Origin of the sequence: Bordetella petrii, from assembly GCF_020991325.1 — a bacterium.
GTDB lineage: Bacteria > Pseudomonadota > Gammaproteobacteria > Burkholderiales > Burkholderiaceae_B > Bordetella_A > Bordetella_A petrii_E.
Genome location: NZ_JAJMLX010000054.1, coordinates 1 through 21,449, shown reverse-complemented (window position 1 = coordinate 21,449; position 21,449 = coordinate 1). Strand labels below are relative to the sequence as shown.

20 protein-coding genes and 1 tRNA gene are annotated in these 21,449 nt (G+C 64.3%); 5 read left to right on the top strand and 16 right to left on the bottom strand.

The genetic code is table 11. From position 1 onward, the window contains the following. Nucleotides 1–266 precede the first annotated feature (266 nt). Nucleotides 267–731, bottom strand: coding sequence for a ribonuclease HI (gene rnhA, locus LPZ50_RS08055; protein WP_230659643.1), 465 nt, complete (start codon nt 729–731; stop codon nt 267–269). Between the two features lie 47 nt (nt 732–778). After that, a complete protein-coding gene (locus tag LPZ50_RS08050; protein ID WP_230659640.1) occupies nt 779–1,552 on the bottom strand; it encodes a class I SAM-dependent methyltransferase in 774 nt (257 codons plus the stop codon). Nucleotides 1,553–1,570: 18 nt separating this feature from the next. On the opposite strand from LPZ50_RS08050, the gene gloB reads away from it, so the two are divergent. The 3 genes from gloB to fabI all read left to right on the top strand — a co-directional run bounded on the left by gloB (nt 1,571) and on the right by fabI (nt 4,616). Beyond that, on the top strand, nt 1,571–2,380 hold the full coding sequence (gene gloB / locus LPZ50_RS08045; protein ID WP_230659646.1) for a hydroxyacylglutathione hydrolase: 810 nt from the start codon (nt 1,571–1,573) through the stop codon (nt 2,378–2,380). 8 nt (nt 2,381–2,388) lie between these two features. Further along, nucleotides 2,389–3,765, top strand: a complete 1,377-nt coding sequence (locus tag LPZ50_RS08040) for a transglycosylase SLT domain-containing protein (RefSeq protein WP_230659636.1) — start codon at nt 2,389–2,391, stop codon at nt 3,763–3,765. A 65-nt stretch (nt 3,766–3,830) separates the two neighbouring features. Further along, nucleotides 3,831–4,616 (top strand): enoyl-ACP reductase FabI, encoded by a 786-nt coding sequence (fabI, locus tag LPZ50_RS08035; protein ID WP_230659634.1) that lies wholly within the window; start codon nt 3,831–3,833, stop codon nt 4,614–4,616. Between the two features lie 53 nt (nt 4,617–4,669). Here fabI and LPZ50_RS08030 read toward each other — a convergent pair whose 3' ends face one another. Then, nucleotides 4,670–5,068, bottom strand: coding sequence for an OsmC family protein (locus LPZ50_RS08030; RefSeq protein WP_230659631.1), 399 nt, complete (start codon nt 5,066–5,068; stop codon nt 4,670–4,672). Between the two features lie 146 nt (nt 5,069–5,214). Between LPZ50_RS08030 and LPZ50_RS08025 the strand changes: the two genes are divergently transcribed. Then, entirely contained in the window at nt 5,215–5,895 is a 681-nt protein-coding gene (locus LPZ50_RS08025) for a tellurite resistance TerB family protein (protein WP_230659628.1), read from the top strand. Nucleotides 5,896–6,085: 190 nt separating this feature from the next. Here the strand turns inward: LPZ50_RS08025 and nadC are convergent, their stop codons facing one another. Beyond that, complete coding sequence (gene nadC / locus LPZ50_RS08020; RefSeq protein WP_230659625.1) at nt 6,086–6,949, bottom strand: carboxylating nicotinate-nucleotide diphosphorylase; 864 nt, start codon at nt 6,947–6,949, stop codon at nt 6,086–6,088. Nucleotides 6,950–7,058: 109 nt separating this feature from the next. Then, complete coding sequence (locus LPZ50_RS08015; protein ID WP_230659622.1) at nt 7,059–8,042, bottom strand: NUDIX hydrolase; 984 nt, start codon at nt 8,040–8,042, stop codon at nt 7,059–7,061. A 122-nt stretch (nt 8,043–8,164) separates the two neighbouring features. Here LPZ50_RS08015 and LPZ50_RS08010 point away from each other — a divergent pair, with 122 nt between their 5' ends. Continuing rightward, a complete protein-coding gene (locus LPZ50_RS08010; protein ID WP_230659619.1) occupies nt 8,165–8,398 on the top strand; it encodes a hypothetical protein in 234 nt (77 codons plus the stop codon). Between the two features lie 15 nt (nt 8,399–8,413). On the opposite strand, the gene LPZ50_RS08005 is transcribed toward LPZ50_RS08010, so the two are convergent. The 11 genes from LPZ50_RS08005 to LPZ50_RS07955 form a co-directional block, all read right to left on the bottom strand. Further along, nucleotides 8,414–9,202 carry a molecular chaperone gene (locus LPZ50_RS08005; RefSeq protein ID WP_230659616.1) on the bottom strand — a complete coding sequence of 263 codons (789 nt, stop codon included), beginning with the start codon at nt 9,200–9,202 and terminating at the stop codon, nt 8,414–8,416. Between the two features lie 6 nt (nt 9,203–9,208). Next, nucleotides 9,209–10,315: a fimbrial protein gene (locus tag LPZ50_RS08000; RefSeq protein ID WP_230659613.1), complete on the bottom strand. Its 1,107-nt coding sequence runs from the start codon at nt 10,313–10,315 to the stop codon at nt 9,209–9,211. Next, nucleotides 10,305–12,803 carry a fimbria/pilus outer membrane usher protein gene (locus LPZ50_RS07995; protein ID WP_230659610.1) on the bottom strand — a complete coding sequence of 833 codons (2,499 nt, stop codon included), beginning with the start codon at nt 12,801–12,803 and terminating at the stop codon, nt 10,305–10,307. The genes LPZ50_RS08000 and LPZ50_RS07995 overlap by 11 nt, the downstream gene beginning before the upstream one ends. Before the next feature lie 26 nt (nt 12,804–12,829). After that, nucleotides 12,830–13,600, bottom strand: a complete 771-nt coding sequence (locus tag LPZ50_RS07990) for a molecular chaperone (protein ID WP_230659606.1) — start codon at nt 13,598–13,600, stop codon at nt 12,830–12,832. 79 nt (nt 13,601–13,679) lie between these two features. Continuing rightward, the gene (locus LPZ50_RS07985) at nt 13,680–14,219 is read right to left on the bottom strand and encodes a fimbrial protein (RefSeq protein WP_230659603.1); all 540 of its coding nucleotides are present in this window, start codon (nt 14,217–14,219) and stop codon (nt 13,680–13,682) included. Between the two features lie 266 nt (nt 14,220–14,485). Continuing rightward, entirely contained in the window at nt 14,486–15,019 is a 534-nt protein-coding gene (locus tag LPZ50_RS07980) for a fimbrial protein (protein WP_230659601.1), read from the bottom strand. Between the two features lie 376 nt (nt 15,020–15,395). Continuing rightward, a tRNA-Ser gene (locus tag LPZ50_RS07975) sits at nt 15,396–15,486 on the bottom strand. 122 nt (nt 15,487–15,608) lie between these two features. Continuing rightward, nucleotides 15,609–17,174, bottom strand: a complete 1,566-nt coding sequence (locus LPZ50_RS07970; protein ID WP_230659598.1) for a SpoVR family protein — start codon at nt 17,172–17,174, stop codon at nt 15,609–15,611. Next, nucleotides 17,171–18,430, bottom strand: coding sequence for a YeaH/YhbH family protein (locus LPZ50_RS07965; protein ID WP_230659595.1), 1,260 nt, complete (start codon nt 18,428–18,430; stop codon nt 17,171–17,173). The genes LPZ50_RS07970 and LPZ50_RS07965 overlap by 4 nt, the downstream gene beginning before the upstream one ends. Nucleotides 18,431–18,442: 12 nt before the next feature. Further along, nucleotides 18,443–20,368, bottom strand: coding sequence for a PrkA family serine protein kinase (locus LPZ50_RS07960; protein ID WP_419195580.1), 1,926 nt, complete (start codon nt 20,366–20,368; stop codon nt 18,443–18,445). A 337-nt stretch (nt 20,369–20,705) separates the two neighbouring features. Further along, nucleotides 20,706–21,335 carry a riboflavin synthase gene (locus LPZ50_RS07955; RefSeq protein WP_230659589.1) on the bottom strand — a complete coding sequence of 210 codons (630 nt, stop codon included), beginning with the start codon at nt 21,333–21,335 and terminating at the stop codon, nt 20,706–20,708. Between the last annotated feature and the right edge of the window lie 114 nt (nt 21,336–21,449).

The window sequence follows — 21,449 nt, the reverse complement described above, 5'->3', positions numbered from 1 at the left end:
CCAGCCAGCGCGGCGCCAGGAATCCCAGGGCCGCGCCCAGGGCGAGCCCGGCCGCCGTGGCGGCCAGCAGTACAGCTTTTTTCATGCGAAATGGTGGCGGTGCGTAAGGGCGCGGGGGCCGCCAAGCAAGGCCCGGAGCGCGATAGAGACAAAGCGTGGCATGGCACTGTAGCACCAGCTTTTACATACTGGCACAAATACATGTCACCCGGTATACCGGAGCCCTGTCTTACCGGGTATACCCCAATGCGCGCCGGGCGGAATCGTCAGCGCCGGCGCAGGCTTTCCACCCCTTGGTTCGCCAGGGCGTCGGCGCGTTCGTTGCCCGGATCGCCCGCGTGGCCCCGCACCCAGCGCCACGCCACTTGGTGGCGCGCCACTTGTTCGTCCAGCGCCTGCCACAGCTCGGCGTTCTTGACAGGCTTCTTGTCCGCCGTCAGCCAGCCACGGCGCTTCCAGTTGGCCAGCCATTCGGTCATGCCTTTCATGACGTACTGCGAATCGGTGTGGATCGTGACCCGGCAGGGGCGCTTGAGCGCGCGCAGCCCCTCGATGACCGCCAGCAATTCCATGCGGTTGTTGGTGGTGCCCGCCTCGCCGCCATGCAAGGTTTTCTCGTGGGCGCCGGCGCGCATCAGCACCCCCCATCCGCCGGGGCCAGGGTTGCCCTTGCAGGCGCCATCGGTCCACATTTCGACCTGCTGGCCGTCTTCTTTGTTGTCTGTCTGCATTGTTTCCACTACTTGGGCGCCCGCCCGCGCCATGCGCCGGCAGGCATTCAGGTTTTGCCCGGCCCGGCCTGGCGGTTTACCGCCACCGAGGCGGCGCGGGCGCGCTTGCGCCGGGATTTTTTCCAGGCCGGCCCGATGACCCGCATGCCCGCCACGCGCTTGACCGCGGACACGACGTACACCGCGCCGCCCACGGCCCACCAGCGCTGTCCATAGGTTTCCATGAAATGCCAGCGCCGCAGCCACTTTTCGCTGCGGCAGGCCGGCGTGTAGCAGCCGAAGCGGCCGGGTTCGACGTCGAACGACAGCAGCTTCAGCCAGTCTTTCAGGCGCGGCAAGGATACCTGAGCCGAAGGGGGGTGTGGCAGCCACTGCTCCATGGCGGGCATGCGGTTGCGCGCTCCCCAGAGGCTCCAGGGGTTGAAGCCCGACACCACCAGCCGCCCTTCCGGCACCAGCACCCGCTCGGCCTCGCGCAGTACTTCGTGCGGGGCATCGGTGCATTCAAAGGCATGCGGCAGCACCAGCAGGTCGACGCTTTGCGACTCGAACGGCAGGGCGTCGGGCCGCGCCACCACGCAGGCCTGCCAACCGGCGGCCTCGTCGGGCGTGGGCATCTGCGACCCCACCCACCCCTTGAAAGGCATCCGGTTGGCCTTGAGAAAATGGGTATCGGCCAAACCCACCTGCCAGGCGTAATATCCGAAGACATCCGCCACCATGGCATCGAACTGCGCGCGCTCCCATTCCAGGACATATTGCCCCGGGGGTGTCTGGAACCATTCGGCCAGTTCTACAATCGGCGGAGTTTCTTCTGCCACGTCGACATTCCTGAAATGATGCAAGCCATGCCCGACCGCGCCGGCAACGACGCCATCCTGCCGCTGCCTGCCTTTTCCGACAACTATATATGGGCCATCGTGCACGGCGGCCAGGCCGCCGTGGTGGACCCGGGCGAGGCCGCCCCCGTGCTGGACCTGCTGGCGCGGCAAGGGCTGCAGTTGCGCGCCATTCTACTCACCCATCACCACGGCGACCATGTCGGCGGCGTGCTGGAACTGCTGCGGCATGCGCCGGCCACGGTATACGGCCCCGCCCGGGAACAACTGCCCCATTGCGATGTGCGCCTGGCCGAGGGCGATCGCGTGGCTTTGCCCGAACTCAAGCTGGACCTGTCCGTGCTGGACGTACCGGGCCATACGGCGGGCCATATCGCCTATCATGGCCATGCCGCTGGCCGGGGGCCGCTGCTGTTCTGCGGAGACACCCTGTTCGCGGCAGGCTGTGGCCGGCTGTTCGAGGGTACGCCCGCGCAAATGCACCATTCGCTGGAAAAATTCGCCGCTTTACCGGCAGATACACAGGTTTGCTGCGCACACGAGTACACTCTAGCGAACTTGCGCTGGGCGATGGCGGTTGAACCCGCCAACCGCACCCTGCAACAGTGGTACCAGCGGGCCCAGCAACTACGCGAGCAAGGCCGTCCCACCCTGCCCTCCACCCTGGAACTGGAGCGGGACACCAATCCATTCTTGCGTACCCTGCAAGCCGATGTTGCCCAAGCCGCTGCATTGCAATCCGGACGTGCCCTCGATACGCCCGTGTCTGTTTTTGCAGCCTTGCGTGAATGGAAGAACGATTTCAAATAAATACCCCGATGATCCTGTCCCGACTCCTGCTCCCTGTTGTCCTTGCCCTGCTCGCCGGCTGCGCCGGTACCGCCCGCCAGCCCACACAGGCCATCGACACGAATAAACAGCAGCACGTCGCCAAAGACACGTCCCGCACGGTAGACCTCACCCACCCGCCCGTCGATGCCTGGGACCGCATCCGGCGCGGGTTCGCCATTCCCAACTTGAATACCGAGCTGGCCCAGGAATGGACGGACTACTACGCGGCGCACCCGGAATCGGTGCAACGCATGGCCGAGCGCGCCGGCAAGTACCTGTACTTCATCGTCGACGAAATCAACCGCCGCGGCCTGCCCACCGAACTGGCCCTGCTGCCCTTCGTGGAAAGCGCCTATAACCCCACGGCGCTGTCGCGCTCGCAGGCGTCGGGCCTGTGGCAGTTCGTGCCCACCACCGGCCAATACTTCAACCTGAAGCAAGACTGGTGGCGCGACGAGCGCCGCGACCCCATCGCCTCCACCTACGCCGCGCTGGACTACCTGGAAAAACTGTTCGAAATGCAGGGCGACTGGTACCTGGCGCTGGCCTCGTACAACTGGGGCGAAGGGTCGGTACAGCGCGCCATGGCCAGGAACGAGGCCGCCAACCGCCCGTCCGACTACCTGTCGCTGGACATGCCTGAAGAAACGCGCAATTACGTGCCCAAGCTGCAGGCCATCAAGAACATCATCGCCAATCCGCGCAAGTACGCGGTGGTGCTGCCGCCGGTAGAGAATTCGCCGTACTTCGCCATGGTGCGCAAAGACCGCGACATCGACGTGGAAGTGGCCGCCCGGCTGGCCGAAATGCCGCTCGAAGACTTCAAGGCGCTGAATCCCTCGTTCAACCGCCCGATCATCCGTGGCGAACACCGGGCCACCCTGTTGCTGCCCACCGACCGGGTCGACACCTTCAACGCCAATCTGCAGGCCTACACGGGCGACCTGAGCTCCTGGAAAGTCTACAAACCCCGCCGCGGCGAATCGTACGCTTCCATCGCCAAGCGTTTCGGCGTGTCCGAAGCCGAACTGCGGCGCGCCAACGACGTCTCCAAGCGCCGCAAGGTCGCCAGCGGCGGCACCTTGCTGATTCCTGTCAGCGGCCAGGCCGGCGTGCAGTTGGCGTCGCTGGAAACGCCGGCCGGGGCGCTGGACACCGCGCCCGCCCGCGCCAAGCCGGCCACGCGCGCCACTCGCCGTCCCAATGTGCGCACCCACAAGGTCCGTTCGGGCGACACGCTGTTCGGGCTGGCGCGACGCTACGGCACCTCGGTCGATACCCTGCGCGCGCTCAACAACCTGAAGGGCAACAACCTGAAAATCGGTTCGCAACTGCGGCTGCCGGGCACGGGCGCGCGGGGCTGACCGGCCCGCGCGCCGATACCCTCTAAAATAGCCGCCTTACGCACAGAACTCTAAGGACACGACACATGGGCTTTCTCGCCGGCAAACGCATCCTGGTGACCGGGGTGCTTTCCAACCGCTCCATCGCCTATGGCATTGCGCAGGCCTGCCACCAGCAGGGCGCCGAACTGGCCTTCACCTACGTGGGCGACCGCTTCAAAGACCGCGTCAGCGAATTCGCCGCCGAATTCGGCAGCGACATCGTATTGCCCTGTGACGTCGCCGAAGACAGCCAGATCGACGCCGCGTTCGCCGAACTGGGCAAGCGCTGGGACGGCCTGGACGGCCTGGTGCACTCCATCGGTTTCGCGCCCCGCGAAGCCATCGCAGGCGATTTGTTCGACGGCCTGTCGCGCGAGAACTTCCGCATTGCCCACGACATCTCGGCTTACAGCTTCCCGGCCATGGCCAAGGCTGCCCTGCCCCTGATGGAAGGCCGCAAGGCCTCGGTGCTGACGCTGTCCTACCTGGGTGCCGAACGCGTAGTGCCCAACTACAACACCATGGGCCTGGCCAAGGCCTCGCTGGAAGCCAGCGTGCGCTACCTGGCCACGGCGCTGGGCCCGCGCGGCATTCGCGCCAACGGCATCTCGGCCGGCCCCATCAAGACGCTGGCCGCCAGCGGCATCAAGGATTTCTCGGTGATCCTGAAATTCGTCGAAGCCCATGCTCCGCTGCGCCGCAACGTCACCATCGAAGAAGTAGGCAACGTGGCGGCGTTCATGCTGTCCGACCTGGCGGCCGGCATCACCGGCGAGATCACCCACGTCGACGCTGGTTTCTCCACCGTCACGCCGGGCATGGCGGAATAAACGGCCAGGCAGGGGCGCGGCATCCGGCGCCCCTGTAGGCCGCGGGGCCCGTACTACGCGGGCCGCACCACCAGCGTCGACACCTGCACGTCCACGGCCGTCATCAGCTTGTGCAGCGGGCATTTCTCGGCTACCGCGAATAGCTCGTCGATCTGCGCATCGCTCAGTTCCCCGTGCAGCGTCAGCTTGGCCGTCAGGCGATAGATGCCCTTGCGTTCTTCGCTGGCGTCGCGCACCACATCCACGTCCACCGAATCCAGCGGGATTTCCTTGCGCTGCGCATACAGCATCACGGTCATGGCCTTGCAGCCGCCCAGCGACGTATCGAAGTAATCATGCGGATCCGGCCCCTGGCCCTGGGGCTGCGGCATGTCCAGCGGCAGGGCATGCCCTTCGGCGGTAGCGGTGAATTGCAGGGCATGGGGGGCATTCTGGCGCACGCGTATGGTCATCGGCGTTCTCCGGCTGAAACGGCCCGGCGGGCCGCTCCGGTCTTTGTAACACTTCCCGGAAGGCAACGGTTGCTGACAGTAAACTGAACTCCCGGCCGCCCACGCGGTCTGATCATGTTCCGCATTTTCAACAGGAGGCACTCTCCATGAGCGCTCGCCAGCTACTAGACCAACTTCTGCAGTCCGGCCAGGGCCTGGCCCGCGACGCCGGTTCCCGGGTGCAATCGGCCACCTCGGGCGGTGGCGGTTCATCCTTGCTGACCGGCCTGGGGGGCGGCGCCCTGGGCGCGGGTGCGCTGGGGCTGCTGATGGGCAGCAAGAAAGCCCGCAAGATCGGCGGCAAGGTTGCCATGTACGGCGGCATGGCCGCATTGGGCGCCCTGGCCTACCGCGCCTATGGCGACTGGCAGCGCAAGCAGGCCCAGGCGCCCGCCCAGGCCCCGCAGACACTGGATCGCCTGCCGCCCGCCCAGGCCGAACAGCACAGCAATGCCGTGCTCACCGCCATGATAGGCGCGGCCAAGGCCGACGGCCATATCGGCCCCGAAGAACGCCAGTTGCTGGAAACCGAACTGGGTAAATTGTCGGCCGACGCCGATGACCGCCGCTGGCTGGAAACCGAACTGGCCCGTCCGCTGGATCCCGCCGCCGTGGCTGCCGCGGCGCAAACCCCGGAAATGGGGGCTGAAATGTATCTGGCCAGCCTGTTGATGGTGGACGAAGAAAGCTACATGGAACGCGCCTACCTGGACGAACTGGCCCGCCAGCTGAAACTGGCGCCGGACCTGAAAGCGCAGTTGGAAGCGCAAGTAAAAGTGGCGGCCTGAGCGCGGTTCGGGGGCGCGGGCATGCGAGTGTCGAAGCATTTTGCGGGGCATGGCCGGGTGCCTGGCCCCGAGGGTGCCGGGCGCCGTTGTGTGCCACGACAGTCTCAGTTGGACGGTGTCCGGCACCCTGGCGGGAGCCAGACACCCGTGAACATCCCTGCGGGAACCGGCCCCCGGCTGCGGCCCGGCGTCAGCTGTCCAGGCCGATGTCCAGGACGCGGGCGCTGTGGGTCAGCCAGCCCACCGAGATCAAGTCCACGCCGGTAGCCGCCACATCGGGGGCGGTTTCCGGCGTGATGCCGCCCGATGCCTCGGTGATGGCGCGGCCGGCCACGCGGCTCACGGCTTTGCGCAGGGTGGCAGGATCCATATTGTCCAGCAGCACCACATCGACGCCGACTTCCATCGCCTCGTCCAGTTGGGCCAGGGTATCGACTTCCAGTTCGATTTTCACCAGGTGGCCGATGCCGGCGCGCGCACGCTCCACGGCGTTTCGTACTCCGCCAGCCATGGCAACGTGGTTATCCTTGATCAACACGGCGTCATCCAGCCCATAGCGATGATTGCTGCCGCCGCCGACTCGCACCGCGTATTTCTGCACGGCGCGCAGCCCCGGCAAGGTCTTGCGCGTGCAGGTAACCCTGGCCCCATAGGGGCGGATGGCATCGGCGATGGACGCGGTGGCCGTGGCCACGCCGCTCAGGTGGCACAGAAAATTCAAGGCGCTGCGTTCGGCCGTCAGCATGGCGCGCGCCCGGCCGTTGATGACGGCGATTTCCGTGCCGGGCCGCAGCCGCGCGCCGTCCGCCAGCGCCGGCGTGAACTCCACATCCGGATCCATCAGGCGGAATGCCAAGCGGGCCAGGTACAGGCCGGCCAGCACGCCGTCTTGGCGAGCCACCAGGCGCGTGTGGCCGCGCGCGTCGGCCGGCACGATGGCGTCGGTGGTCAGGTCGCCGGCCCGGCCCAAGTCTTCCAGCAGGGCGGCCCGCACCAGCGGCTCGAGCATGAGAGTGGGCATGGGCGGTACGGTAACGGCCGGGGCAGAGTTCATTTTTATGCTCACTATGAGTATTTGTGGGACAAAAAAAACCGGCACCTAGGCCGTTCCAGTTATGCTATGACTGAGTATAAATCGTGTCAAGAGGCGCGGGCGCTGCTATTCAAGGCTGGCGCGCCAAAGGCAGTTTGCTGCCGGCAATCGCCCGTTCCAGCAGCACGTCGCGCCGGAAGCGGAACAGCTTGGCGGGCCGGCCCGCGGTGCCGGACGCCATGTCGCCGGTATCTTCCACCAGGGCCTGCTGTTCGATCAGACGGCGGAAATTCTGCTTGTGCAGCCCCCGCCCGGCCAGGGCTTCCACGGCCGTTTGCAGTTGCAGCAGCGTGAATTCGGGCGGCATCAATTCGAACACCACCGGCCGGTACTTGATCTTGGCACGCAGCCGCGCCATGCCGGTGGCCAGAATGCGGCGATGATCGTGCCGCATGGGCTGGCCAGGCAGCGCCGCGCTGCGCCCACCAGACACCTGGCGCGTGGCTTCTGGCACCAGCCCGGCCTCGAACAATAGCTCGTAGCGCTGCAGCACCATGTCTTCGTTCCAGGCCGCGCCATCCAGGCCGAAAGTCAGCGCGGCGCGCTGGCGGCGACGCGCCTGGTCCTTGCGGTCGCCCGCGGCGCGCACCCAGTCTTTCAGGCGCGGCGCGATCTGTTCAGCCACCAGCGCCGGCGGCCCGTCGCGATGGTCTTCCCAAGGGAAATAACGGTACCAGCCCTGCCACCCCACCTGTGCCACGCCAGTTTCGCCGGCCTCGCGGGTCAGGCCCAAATAGCTGACGGAAATCGCGCGCCGCCCGCCGTCGTCGGACCGATCACGGTCGGCGAACGTGTAAAGCTGCTCGACATAGCCCAGTGGATGATGGGTCTGGGTTTCCACCCAGGCCCGCAGGCCGGCCTGCAGCGAGCGGTGTTCCAGTTCGAACGGCCCGGCCGGCAGCGCGCTGGCGTCTTCAGTGGTCAGCACGCGCGGCTGGCCTTGGGTAACGGCCACCATCATGGCGACGAGTTCGGCGGAGACGGAACGTTCGATGGGATCGGTCAAGGCGGGCGCGGCAACGGGGAAGAAGCCTGGATTATAAGAGCCGCGCATTGCAACAGCCCCTTGCAAACGACACATGCCGTCAACCCCCTGGGGCAAGCCCGGGCCTAATATAGGAAGCACAGCGGCAGCCTGCGGCACCGGGCCGCGCTGCCTCGCTACAGGAGGCCATCATGAACAAAACTGCCCGACAGAATCTTCCTTCCGAGCATGCCGATGACCGCTGGCCCAAAGCGCCCACTCACGCGGACAAGGGCACGGAAACCATGCCCATGCCTGACAACGCACCGGACGTGGCCGGGCGCGCGCGGCGCGGACGCGCTATTGCCGAACCTGGCGACCCCGGCGTCATCACGCCGGAAGACGACGTGCTGGACACATCCCACTTGCATCGCCAGGGCCGCTGAAACGGCGGCGGCACCCTAGCGCGGCTCGGCACCGCCAGCCACGTCGGCCTGGGCGTCGACCACCGATCCATGGTCGTCGACCAGGGAAAAGAACACCCGCCCGCCATCCGGAGGGCGCTGCCCGACGGGCAGGTCGACGCTGGCGCCGGGCTCCAGCATATCCGGCGGCGCCAGCATGCGGGCGCCACGGGTACCGCGGCCCTGGCCGATGCCAACCTCCAGCAGAGTCTGGTGCAAGGGGGTGGGATTGCTGATGCGCAGCGCCACGCCCTGCCCTTGCCCCACGTATTCGAAACGCAGGGCACGATGTGCCGGGATGTCGACCGCGGGCATGGCCGCGGGGCGGAAGAACACTTTCACGCGTGTGCGGAACGACACCTGCAGGCGGTCGGCATACGGCCCGGCGGGCTTGGGCGGGATTTCCAGGATATTCAGCCAGTACACCGACTCGCGGTCCGCGGGCGGACCGGCGCGGCCGGTGTACAGAAGGCGCAGGCGCTGGGTGGCGCCGGGTTCCAGGCGCAAGACTGGCTGCGTCACGAGCAACGGCACCAGAATGTGCCGTGGATCCGCCCGCGGGTCGCCCGCATCCAGCCACAATTGCAGCAGTACGGGCCGGTCTCCTTCGTTGCTGACCCGGGGGTTGGCTTCCGGCTTTGCCGCCGACAGAATCAAGCGGGTATGGCTTAGCGACACCTTGGCCAGCGCCGCCCCGGGCGCGATGCCGGCCAGCCCCAGGAACAGGGCCAGCAGGCCGTGGCACAACCGGCCAGACAGATACGTGCGAAGAATCGGCCTGCGCATACCGGTTTACCTATAGTCCAGCGTGAATGTCACCGAAGAACGCACGGTGCCGGGCGTGACCGTGGCGCCGGTCTGGTACAGCGCGGCCTGCATGGGCACCAGATAACTGCCCTCCTGGGCTGGGTTGTATTCCGTCAGTGGATACACCGTGCCGAACGTGACCGGCGTGCCGTCGCCCCTGGCCAATTGCACGCCTATACCGGCGGCCGTGGACGGCGGAGCCAGCGCCACCACACCCTGCGCCGCGTCCACAATGCTGGTGGTGGGCGCAAAGCTGTAGCCTATGCTCTGATAGCCCGCGGGGCAGTTACTGAAGGCCAGGTTGAACGGCGTGGTGGCCGCCGTGCTGCCGATGCCGTTGAAGGCGCCGGACGACACCGATGGAAACACCACGCTGACATCCGGCGTGGTGCACGTGCCGCCCGCCACCAGCGCCACCGTGTTCGGCAGCAGTTGGGCAATACGATAGGTCAGCGTCCCATATGAAATCTGGCTGCCATCGGTTTGCACATGACGCAAGTACATGGGGTCGAAAATGGTCACCATGGCCGGCAAGGCCGTGGCCTGGCGCCGCACCAGGCGGATCTGCACATCGGCTCCGACGAAGAAGGCATGGCCGCCGTTATAGGTAATGGGAAACGACGTGGGCGGCGTTTGCTGGCCGCCGGTGGCGATCGTCAGCGGTTGCCAGTCGGAAGTCTGGCCATTGACGGTGAAGCGCCAGCGCGCGATATAGCCCAGGCTGGGGTCGTTGGTCCAGTACATGGCGTAGGCCTGCCCGTCGCTGTCGACCGTGCCTTCCCGCACATAGGGCGGGTACCCCTGCACGGTCAACTGCACCGAGCCGGCCGACTGCAGCAAGGGCAAGGGTGCGCAACGCCATGCGGTGGGGTTGGGCGCGGTCATCCACGGGCCGATCACGTCGCCGACCTGGGTGTCGCGGCCCACGAACAGCGTGGCGGGCGCGAAGTACTGGTAATAGATATGGCCCGACGAACTTGCGTCGCGCAGGCAATCGGCCCAGAAGCCATCCGCGCGGGCCGCGCCCGCCCACAACATGCAGGCAGCCAGGCTGCCCAGCGCGGCATTACACAGGCGCGGCCTACTGTGCATGGCCTGCTCCAGCCGTGCCGCACGTGGCGTTCAGTTCACGAAAGCCCGTGGGCTGCGGGGTAATGCCGGCCACATCGTAAAGCGCCACACAGTTTTGCTGCGCGCCCTCGCCCCACTGGATCCGCAACACGCCCCGCTGCTGGCCCACCCGCAGCAGCGCCTGGCCGGCCTGGGCCACGAAGCCCACATTATTGCCCGCCTGGTCCAGCACCGCCGCACCGAATGGCAAAGGGCCGCCCTGGCTGTCGGACAGCGTCATCAAGATGGAGTAGCCGCTTTCCGTGTCGAACTGGACCAGGGCAATGGCCCCGGCCGTGGGCGCCAGGCGCCGGCTGGTTTCCTTGACTTCCACGTCGGTGGAAAGCCCCTGCGGATCGATCTCGACCGTATTCAGCCGATAGGGACTCAGGTACGGAACAATGGCCCGCCCCCGGCGATCGAGCCGCACACCACGGTAGTTGGTTACGCGCGCGCCATCGGCGTCTTTTGCTTCGATCAGGGCGGCCGTTTCGCCCAGTACCGGCCCCATCACCACACCGCCCGAATACGCCACGATGCCGCCCGACACGCTGGCGCTGTATTGCTTGTAGCCGCTGCCCGCCGACGCGCTCGCCCCGACGTTGGCGAACGGCGCCGACCACAACCCGGAAGCGCCGCCCGTGGTGGTGCGCGGCCCGGGGCGGCCTGCAGACGTGCTGGCGAACGCGCTGTAGCTGAACTGCTGGTCGCTGCCAGCCGTGCCCGAGACAGATGTCTGTACCCCGCGGGAATGGTCGTCCTGGATATAGCTGGCGCTGAGATTGGGCGAGCCCAGGCTCGACCCCAGCGGCATCGACAGGGTCAGCATGATCTGGTTGTTCCATTCGCCGGACGCCAGGTTGCGCGTGCGCGCGGCGCTGACGCCGTAGCTCATGCGCCTGAACTGATTGTTGTACTGCGCCTGGAACTCGGTATCGGCCGCCTGGGTGCCCCAGTAGTCCTGCCGCGAGGCGTTCAGGCTGATGGCCCCCCAGCCCCGGGGCAGCGTTTGCGTCAGGCTCAGTTGGAAACGGTGACGCCGGCTTTGCAGCGACCTGTTGTATACCCAATCGTCCGTGCGGCCGGAAAACCCACGCAATACGAACGCATCATTCGCGTCGTGGTAACCCGGGCCGGAATAGCGGTGGGCCGCCAGCGCCACGCTGGTGCCGATGGCCGGCAATAGGTTCGAATAGGCCAGCCGCAGGCGGTGGCCGCTCTGGGCGCCGCCGCTCAATTCGGTACGGGAAAAAATCACATCCGATGACCATGCGCCCAGCCTGGTGTTCAGCCCCACCCCGCCCGCGGCCGCGCTGTATCCATCGGCGCCGATCACGCCGCTGTAGCCGGTGACCACATTGGAAAAACCGTGCCGCAGGGTTCCTACGAAAAGCGCGGGCGATTCGTCCACCACGGGGTTGCGGTACTGGCCGGCGGTCAGGCTGTAGCGCGTCACGCCGGGGCGCAGCAATTCTGGAAGTGTGGCGTACGCCACGGAAAACGTGCGCTGGCTGCCGTCCGCTTCGGTAATGGTGACCTGCAAGTCGCCGCCGAAACCCGTGGGGTACAAGTCATCGATGACGAACGGCCCCGGCGGCACCGAGGTTTCATAAATCACATTGCCTTGCTGCGTGATGCGCACCCGGGCATTGCTATTGGCAATGCCCTGCACCACCGGCGCGAAGCCGCGCTGCGAATCGGCATACATGCGGTCTTCGGATGCCAGTTGCACGCCCCGGAAACCCAGGCTGTCGAACACCAGCCCGTCGGTCAGGGCATCGCCCACCGTCAGGCGGCTGCGCCAGGGCGCGATGCCGCGCTCGGCATAAGTGGCAATGCCCTGGTACGACGTGCCGCGGCCGCTGCCCGCATTCAATGCGCCCCTGTGGCGCAACCGCCATTTGCCAAGGTTCAGCCCGCCGCGCAAGCCCAGGTAATGGCTGGTGTCGCTGCCCGCCGGCATAGCGGAATGGTTGGTATGGTAGGCTAGATAGTCGTACTGCAGCATCCCGGCCGCGACCCCGTCGTCCCACAGTTCCGGGCTGACATAGCCGCGGGCCTGACGGCGCAGCAAGGTCTGCGGCGCGCTCAGGTCCAGACGCAATTCGGCGCTGTCCAGATTCGCCTGCGCGCCCGGAATGATGTCGCCCAGGGGCCTGCACACCGCTCCCTGGCGCAGCGCGTCTTGCCACTCGGGCGCCAAGTCGTCCAGGTCGAACCCCACGCCGTCCAGCAGTGCCAGGTCGTAGCAGGGTTGCGCGCCGTCGGCAGCGTTATCGGCCTGCCGGAACTCGATGCGATAGCGGCCCTTCCATGCCTCGTTCAGCGTCACGTCGAACCGATGCACCCCGGCCATCATGGCGTTGCTTTTCGAGAACATGCGGATATCCACGGGCGTGCGCAGGAAGGATTCATCGAATTCCACTTCGGCGGCATGCGCCTGCGCGGAACAAGCCAGAGCGATTCCCATGGTGGCTGCCAGATGCCAGGAACCGCCTAATCGGCGGCCTTTGCCTGTGTGCATGATGCCGAGCTCTTGCGCTGTCCCGAAGTCTCTCCTCCAAAATCATTGATGACGCTGTAATGCGCCGTGATTCCCGCAGTGGCTGCCCCCTTGAGCGGCAGGTCGAAATCCCTGCTGCTGGCAGGCGGCACCATGCGATCGGCTCCGGCGGGCAGTTCGCCCACGGCGCTGCCGTCGGCGCGCCGCAACACCAGCGTGCGGAACGTGATGTGAAAAGGCGTGGGGTTGAACACCCGCAATTTGCGGGCGCCCGCGTCCAGGTTGAAGCACAAGGCTTCATGGGCGCGGTTCACGTCACCCGCCAGGCCCGCGGGGCGGTAAAACACCTTGATGCGGGTCCGGAAAGAAAACATCAAGATGTTGTCGCCGGCCGCCAGGTTCTCGGTGGGCTTGGGCGGCGTTTCCACCACGTTCAGCCAGAACAGGCTTTCCCGCTGGCGCTCGGGGATCTCGCTCATGCGTATGAGGCGCAGCGCCTGGCCTTTCTGCGCTTCCACGCGCGCCACGGGCGGCGTCAGCACAAAGGGCGACCTGGCCTGCTGCGGGGTTGCGGAAGCATCGCCGTCATCGATCCAGGCCTGTATCAGCACCGGCTGCTGGCTTTCGTTGCGCAACTGCACCGTGGCTTCGCCCGTTGCGCCGGGAATGATCACGCGCGTGCCGTGAATCACAACGGCCGCGGCCGCCGTCCCCAGCCAGGCCCAGGCTGCCAGGGCCGCCGAATATTTGAGTAGTGCGTTCATGATGGCAGCGCCTGATGGCCCGCCGGACGCGTGCGCAGGCGCCGCACCCGCGGCACCGCGTACCGGCGGCGGGCAGGGCCTATTGATACTGGACGGTGTAGTCGACTCTGGAGACCACGGTGCCGGGAACGACGCCGGCCTCGAAAGCGTAATAGCGCGCGAAGTACCGCAGGGTTGCCCCGCCGGAAGAAATATCCACCGGGGTATCGCCCTGTTCGCCGGCCGCCCCCACCATCAGCGGGCTTTGCGCGGCATTGAGCAATTCGATCTGCACGCCGTCGGCCGTGCCGGTGTTGATCAAGCGGCCCACCGCGGCGTCCACGTTCGGCCCCATCTCGAACACCGTCGACGCCGTGTTCAAGGTGCCGCCCGTGCAACCGGACAGCGTAATGACGAAAGGCGTGGTACCCGCCGTGGCCCCGACGGCCGGCAGCGCCGACACCGACACCGATGGCAGTACCACGACGCCATTGTTGGAGCCGGCATTGACCGCGACGGCGCACGTGGTGTCGCTGATCTGCCCCTGGAAGTCGATGACGCCATCAACCGCGTAGGCGCAAGAGGCGCACACCAGGCTAGCCGCAAGCGTGCTTGAAACGTGAGAAGGGCGAATCTTCATGTTGCTCTCCTTGGGCGTGCCAGAGACGCCGCTAGATAGCGTGAGAAATGCCAGACGCTGTTATTGAAAGAAAAATCAGCCGCACAACTCGTCAACACTGAAGACAACAAGAAATTCCCTGAAATGATCATAACGCTTGAGTTCTCGCAACAATCAACTCGTCCGGCATTTATTTAATTGGCGCATCAACAAAGCCGAGCGAAATGCCGCGAGATTCGCGAGGGTGGACTCCCGGGCAAGGCCCGGTTCTGCCGAACCGGCACCCATTATTCGTACACGATGGTGTAGTTCACCAAGGACAGCACCGAACCCGCCGTGGCCGGGCCCACGGCGTAGTATTGGGCGTGGTAGCCCAGTTCGCCGCCGCCGGAAATATCCACCGGAGCATCATTCTGCAAGGCCGGGTCGCCCAGGTGCAGCGGCGCATGGTTCGAGTCCAGCAGGGCCAAGTACACGTTGCCGGCGGTGCCGCCAGTGTTGCGCAGCTTGCCCTGCACCGGGTCTACGGTGGGGCCGGGTTCGAAATAGGCTCGCGCGGTATTCGCCGTGCCCGCGCATCCCGACAGGGCGATGCGGAAGGGCGTGGTACCGGCCGTATCGCCAGCCTGCGCCAGCGAATTCAGCGAGACCGTAGGCAGGGTCACGGTGCCGTCAGGGCCGCTGCCGTTCACCGAAATATTGCAGGTGGCGTCGGACACCGCGCCTTCAAAGGAAATCGTGCCGTCGGACGCGAAAGCCGACGACGAAACAGCCAGGGCCGCCATCACGGCCGCAGGAATGAAACGAGGGTTGAATTGCATGGTGACTCTCCGTTTTTTGGGCAAACCGGTCCCTCTCCAGGGCTCTGGATAGAAAAACAAAGAGAGGGGTGGGCGATTGTCTGGAATTGATACCGCGGGAATCCGCGTTAAAGCATCGCGTCCAGGAAGTTCGAGCAGCCGTGCTGCAGCGAGTTCAATCTAAGCCATTGATTTAACTCAAAATTAACGAATGCAAATCAGGATTGACTCGCACACCATTTAATTTCGGACGAATCCTATGTCCATTTGAAGAATTACCTTGCGGCAGCGCATCAATTGCCGCGTGGCACGTCCAAGAATGCCCTGGCGGGAAGGAACGCCGCCGCCGGGCGCGAAAAAGCCCCTGGCTTGCGCAACAGGGGCTGAACGGAATTCTTGGCGGACAGAGGGGGATTCGAACCCCCGATACGCTTATCACGTATACACGCTTTCCAGGCGTGCGCCTTCAACCACTCGGCCACCTGTCCTGATCCGGAACACACTCGCCGTGCAACCCCGGGCTGGCCAGGTAGCGACAAATGCGAATCCGCGATTCTAGCAGAATGGCGCGACATTGGCAGACGCAAATAGGGCCAGACCGCCCTGCCCCCTAGACCGCGTCCCGGAAGGTATTGGCCGGGTTCACCTCGCGGTACGAACTGACGGTGCCGTCGGCCTCGGTTTCCTCCAGCCGCACCTTGAAGCCCCACAGCCGCCCCAGATGCTTCATGACCTGCTCGGCGTCATCCCCTTCCAGCGGACGGCCACGTGTCTGCAGGTGACGCAGCACCAGCGAGCGGTCGGATTCGCGCCGATAGCGCACGATCTGGATGTCGGGCACCTGGTTGTCGCGTTTGTGCTGTTCGGCCAGCAGCTTGCGGATCTGGCGGTAGCCTTCGTCGTCGTGGATGGCGGCCACTTCCAGTACCGGATTGGCCTGGTGGTCGGCAATGGCAAAGAAACGGAACTCGCGGATCAACCGCGGCGACAGGTATTGCGAGATGAACGACTCGTCCTTGAAGTTGCGCATGGCGAAGTCCAGCGTCTTCAGCCAGTCGCTGCCGGCGATATCAGGAAACCACTGGCGGTCTTCGTCGGTGGGCGATTCGCAGATACGGCGTATGTCCTGCATCATGGCAAACCCCAGGGCATAGGGGTTGATGCCGCCGTAGCCGCGTTCGTCGAAGCCCCGCTGGCTGACCACATTGGTGTGGCTTTGCAGGAACTCCATCATGAAGCCGTCGTTCACCAGGCCCTTCTCGTGCAGGCGGTTCAGCAAGGTGTAGTGCCAGAACGTGGCCCAGCCTTCGTTCATGACCTTGGTTTGCGACTGCGGATAAAAGTACTGGGCGACTTTGCGCACGATGCGCACCAGTTCTTTCTGCCAGGGCTGCAGCTTGGGCGAGTGTTTCTCGATGAAGTACAGCAGGTTCTCTTCGGGCTCGGGGGGGAAAGCAGTGCGCCGCTTTTCCTCGGCCGGGTCGACGTCGGTGCGCGGCAGAGTGCGCCACAAGTCGTTGTACTGCAAGCGGGCGTGCTCTTCGCGTTCGGCCTGGCGCTGGGCTTCTTCCTTGTAAGACATGGGCGCGGGACGCTTGTAGCGGTCGACCCCATGCGGCGTCAGGGCATGGCAGGAATCCAGCAGTTCTTCCACGGCATCGATGCCGTAGCGGCTTTCGCAGTCCATGACGTACTTGCGGGCGAACACCAGGTAGTCCAGGATGCCGTCGGCGTCCGTCCACTGACGGAACAGGTAGTTGCCCTTGAAAAAAGAATTATGGCCATAACAGGCGTGGGCGATCACCAGCGCCTGCATGGGCATGGAGTTTTCCTCCATCAGGTACGAGATGCAGGGGTTGGAATTGATGACGATCTCGTACGCCAGCCCCTGCATGCCACGCCGGTAGAACTGCTCGTTGCGGATAAATTCCTTGCCGTACGACCAATGCGGATAGCCAATCGGCAAGCCGGCGGACGCATAGGCGTCCAGCATCTGTTCGGACGTGATCACCTCGATCTGGTTCGGGTAGGTATCCAGGCCGAATTCCGCCGCCGTTTCGGCGATGGCCTCGTCATAGCGCTGGATCAATTCGAACGTCCACTCGGAACCTTCGGAAATGGGCCGGGCCTTTCCCAAGGCCTCCAGCTCGGCACGAGAGCCTACGATGGCGTTCATGCTGTTTCCTTTTTGAACAGATCATGGAACACGGGATAGATTTCGCCGCGTTCGCAGATCCGGCGCATGGCGAAATGCGGCGCCGATTCCTGCTCGTACTCGGCCCACAGGCTGCTTTTGCGGGCCTCTTGCGAGTCGGGAATTTCGATGTACGCGAAATAGCGCGTGGCCGGCAGCAGGTTTTCGGCCAGGAAGCGCGCGCTCTTGCCCGCGTCGGCGCCAAACGAGTCGCCGTCGCTGGCCTGGGCCGCATAAACGTTCCAGGCACTGGGGGGGTAACGCTTCTGCACGATTTCGTGCATCAATTCCAGGGCGGACAGCACGATGGTGCCGCCGCTTTTCGGGTCGTAGAAAAAAGTCTGTTCGTCGACTTCCTCCGCGTTGTCGGTGTGGCGGATGAACACCACGTCCACATGCTCGTACTTGCGCGACAAGAACAGGTACAGCAGGGTAAAGAAACGCTTGGCCAGGTCTTTCTTGCCCTCGTCCATGGAGCCGGACACGTCCATCAGGCAGAACATCACCGCCCGGGCCATGGGCATGGCCACCGACACGCGGTTGCGGTAGCGCAGGTCCAGGTCGTCCAGGAACGGCAGGCGGGCCAGGCGGTTGGCGCAATCTTCCACTTCCTTGCGCAGGGCGTCGATGTCGGCCTGCGGCGCGCCGGCGGCAATGGCCGCGTCCAGCTTGGCCTGCGCGGCCTCGAGTTCGGCGCGGGCCGCCACGCTCAGCGCCACGCGGCGCGACAGTGAGGCCTTCAGGGTGCGGCTGACACTCAGCAGGCTGGGCGAACCAGTAGTGGTGTAGCCCGCGCGCTGCCATTTTTTCTGGGTAACGTCGCCCAGCTGGGTGCGTATCAGGTGCGGCAGTTCCAGGTCTTCGAAAAACAGGTTCAAAAATTCCGCGCGCGACAGGCTGAAGGTGAACTGGTCCACCGATTCGCCCTCGCCCGGCTCCGACCCGCCCTCGCCCTGCGACCCCGAAGGGCGCTGGAACGTGTCGCCCTTGGCAAACTCGCGGTTGCCGGGATGCACCAGTTCGCGGTCTCCGCCCTGGCCGTGCCGGAAATGCGGCTCGGAGATATCGCGCGCGGGCAGGTTGATTTCCCCACCCTGATCCATGTCTTCGATGGACCGGTCGCGCACCAGATCTTGCACGGCCTTGCGGATCTGGTCTTTATATCGCCTGAGAAAGCGTTCCCGGTTAACCGCGCTTTTATTGCGGCCGTTCAGACGCCGATCGATCAGTGAATTCATGATTCACCTCGCTCAGGATGACTTCCTCACTCTCAGGTACCACTCGCACAGCAAACGGACCTGCTTCTCGGTATAGCCCTTGTCGACCATGCGGTCCACAAAGCTCTGGTGCTTGCTCTTGTCTTCCGCCGACGCCTTGGCATTGAACGAGATGACGGGCAGCAGATCTTCGGTGTTCGAGAACATTTTCTTCTCGATCACCTCGCGCAGCTTTTCGTAGCTGGTCCAGTTCGGATTGCGCCCGGCATTGTTGGCCCGCGCGCGCAGCACGAAATTGACGATTTCGTTGCGGAAGTCTTTCGGGTTGGCAATACCCGCGGGCTTCTCGATCTTTTCCAGCTCGTCGTTCAAGGCGCTGCGGTCGAAGCTTTCGCCGGTCTCCGGGTCACGGAACTCTTCGTCCTGGATCCAGCAATCGGCAAAGGTGACGTAGCGGTCGAAGATGTTCTGCCCATACTCGGAATAGGATTCCAGATAAGCCGTCTGGATTTCCTTGCCGATGAATTCGGCGTAGCGCGGCGCCAGGTAGCCCTTGATGAAGTCCAGGTAGCGGCGGCGGATTTCCTCGGGATAATCTTCACGGCCGACGCGTTGCTCCAGCACGTACATCAGGTGCACCGGATTGGCGGCCACTTCGGTCTGGTCGTGGTTGAATACGCTGGACAGAATCTTGTAGGCAAAGCGGGTGGACACCCCCGTCATGCCTTCATCGGTGCCGGCGTAATCCTTGTATTCCTGCAACGCCTTGGCCTTGGGGTCCACGTCTTTCAGCGATTCGCCGTCGTACACGCGCAGCTTGGAATAAATGCTGGAATTCTCGGGCTCTTTCAGGCGGGTCAGCACCGAGAATTGCGCCATCATGTCCAGCGTGCCCGGCGCGCAAGGCGCCTGCGCCAGCGAACTATTGCGCAGCAGCTTCTTGTAGATGTCGACCTCTTCGGTCACCTGCAGGCAGTACGGCACCTTGACGATATAAATACGGTCAAGGAAAGCCTCGTTGTGCTTGTTGTTGCGGAAGGTTTGCCATTCGGATTCGTTCGAGTGCGCCAGGATCAGGCCGTTGAACGGAATGGCCGAGAACCCCTCGGTGCCCTTGAAGTTGCCTTCCTGCGTAGCGGTCAGCAGGGGGTGCAGCATCTTGATGGGGGCCTTGAACATCTCGACGAATTCCAGCAGGCCCTGGTTGGCCAGGCACAGGCCGCCCGAATAGCTGTAGGCGTCCGGGTCGTCTTGCGAATGGCGGTCGAGCTTGCGGATATCGACCTTGCCCACCAGCGAGGAAATATCCTGGTTGTTCTCGTCGCCCGGTTCGGTCTTGGCGATGGCCACCTGGCGCAGCACCGACGGGTTCAGCCGCACCACGCGGAACTGCGAGATATCGCCGTCGAATTCCTTCAGCCGCTTGACCGCCCACGGCGACATGATGCCGCTGAGGTAGCGCCGCGGAATGCCATATTCTTTTTCCAGGGTGTCGCCGAAACGTTCCGGATGGAACAGCCCCAGCGGCGATTCATTCACCGGCGAACCCTTCAGGGCATAGATGGGATAGCTTTCCATCAGCGCTTTCAGGCGTTCGGCGATGGACGATTTACCGCCCCCCACCGGGCCCAACAAATACAGTATCTGCTTGCGCTCTTCGAGGCCCTGCGCGGCATGCTTGAAAAATGCCACGATCTGGTCGATGACATCTTCCAGGCCGAAGAATTCCTTGAATGCGGGGTACCGGCGCACGATGCGGTTGGAAAACAGGCGGGACAACCGGGGATCGTTGCGCGTATCGACAAGTTCCGGTTCGCCTATGGCCGCCAGCATGCGTTCGGCGGGGCTGGCATAGGCCATGGGGTCTTTCCTGGCCAGGGCCAGATATTCCTCGAGGGAAAGTTCGGTTTCCTGGTCTTTCGCGTACAGCGACTTGAAGCCTTCGACAATGTTTTGCACGGATAACCTCCTACAGCGCATGGTCGGTTAACAGGTCCGTCGCCCCATTGTGTTCCTCATTCGCGGATGTCGCCAGCGTTTCTGACGACACATCATCTTGATATGTTGCTTTCGCCACACACCATAGAATGGGGTTGGTGGGCCTGTTTACGGTTAGGCCGCCTTGCCTTGAAACAAGTTCCGCGAATCACGCAAAGATTCATGGATGGGCGTTTCAATGCGTAGCAGGTCCGCGCGTGCCGACTACGTAGCAAGCGGCGGGCCTGTCATGTGAATCTGGCAGCCGAACCGTTCGAGCGCTAACAGAAAGCCGTAGGGGAAAACTCGTGTAGACGGCTTATTTCAAGTCGTCGGGACGCGGAATGGACAGCATGCGCTCGACATAACGCGCGATGGTGTCGACCTCGAGGTTGACGCGATCGCCCGGCCGCACGTTGCGCAACGTGGTAACCGCCTGGGTGTGCGGAATGATGTTGATACGGATGTCGCAACCATCGTCGGTATCCGTTACGCGGTTCACCGTCAGGCTGATGCCATTGATAGTGATGGAGCCCTTATAAGCTAAGAACCTCGCCAGTGGTTTCGGCACACGTATTATCAGTTCGCGCGATTCGCCCACGGTATCGAAACTCAGCACCGTGCCCATGCCATCGACATGGCCAGACACCAGGTGGCCGCCGATCTGGTCACCCACGCGCAGCGATTTTTCCAGGTTGACCTCGCCTTCGCGGTCCAGGCCCACGGTGAGATTCAGGCTTTCACGCGACACGTCGACCTGGAACTGGCCGCCATCCAGCGCGATGGCGGTCATGCAGGCGCCCTGCACGGCGATAGAGTCGCCTATGCCCACGTCATTCAGGTCCAGCCCCCCCGCGTCGATGGTAAGCCGCACGCCGCCCTGCTCCGCATCGGCCAGGGGTTGAACGCGGACAATGCGGCCCACCGCCGCTACCAGGCCAGTAAACATGAAAGGATCTCCAATCGATTCGGTGAATAAAAACGGGGCCTAACGGCACGCGGACGCCGCGGCCAGCGCCTGCCAGCGCAGCGGGTCGCGGGCGCGCAGGCGCAGGTCGGCGCC